This is a genomic window from Acinetobacter sp. AG1 (assembly GCF_001005525.1).
GTDB lineage: Bacteria > Pseudomonadota > Gammaproteobacteria > Pseudomonadales > Moraxellaceae > Acinetobacter > Acinetobacter modestus.
On the sequence record NZ_LBMZ01000004.1, the window covers coordinates 1 to 1,050 of the forward strand.

At 43.8% G+C, this 1,050-nt stretch carries 1 pseudogene; it reads right to left on the reverse strand.

Annotated elements, in window-relative coordinates:
• Positions 1–1,050 (reverse strand): annotated as a pseudogene (locus tag AAV96_RS18155) (hypothetical protein); the annotation flags it as partial.

The window sequence follows — 1,050 nt, forward strand, 5'->3', positions numbered from 1 at the left end:
AATACCAGTTACAGCATCAAGTGGATTGCTACCGACACCACCCGTAACGCCACCAATAATATTAGTTACAGCATCAAGTGGATTGCCACCGATACCACCCGTAACACCACCAATAATATCGGTAATATTTCCCAGAGGATTGCTACTACCAAGGTCGGTTAGATCGCCTACAATATGTTGAATTGTGTTTGAAGCAGTTGTTCCATTATTAATTAAAGTTCCAATTACACCTGAGGCAGAACCTACGGCACCATTAATATCTGCACCTGCTAAATCTGAAATTGCTTCAAGTGTTCCATTTACAGTATCGCGTGAAGTTTCAAATGTAAGTGTCCCAAGATTGGTCAAATCAACGATTGGATGTACTTGGGGTAATACACCACTAATTACGCCACCTACTGTATTTATTCCTGTATTGATAATTTCTGTTTTGAGGCTCTCTACACCTTGAAGTACATCGATACCAGTTTGAACAATGCCTGTGACTGGATTGTTACCTAAATCGCCACCCGTAATACCACCAATAATACCAGTTACAGCATCCAGAGGATTACCACTGACATCACCCGTAACACCACCAATAATATCGGTTACAGTTTCTAGTGGATTGCCACCGACGCCACCCGTAATACCACCAATAATACCAGTTACAGCATCCAGAGGATTACCACTGACACCACCCGTAATACCGCCAATAAGATCGGTTACAGTTTCTAGTGGATTGCCACCAACACCGCCTGTAACACCACCAATAATATTGGTCACAGTATCAAGAGGATTACCACTGACACCGCCTGTAACACCACCAATAATATTGGGCACAGCATCAAGAGGGTTACCACTAACACTACCCGTAACACCGCCAATAAGATCGGTTACAGTTTCAAGAGGATTACCACCGACACCACCCGTAATACCGCCAATAAGATCGGTTACAGTTTCTAGTGGATTGCCACCAACACCGCCTGAAATACCACCAATGATATCGGTCACAGTCTCAAGCGGATTACCACCGACACCACCCGTAATACCACCGATAATATTGGTCAC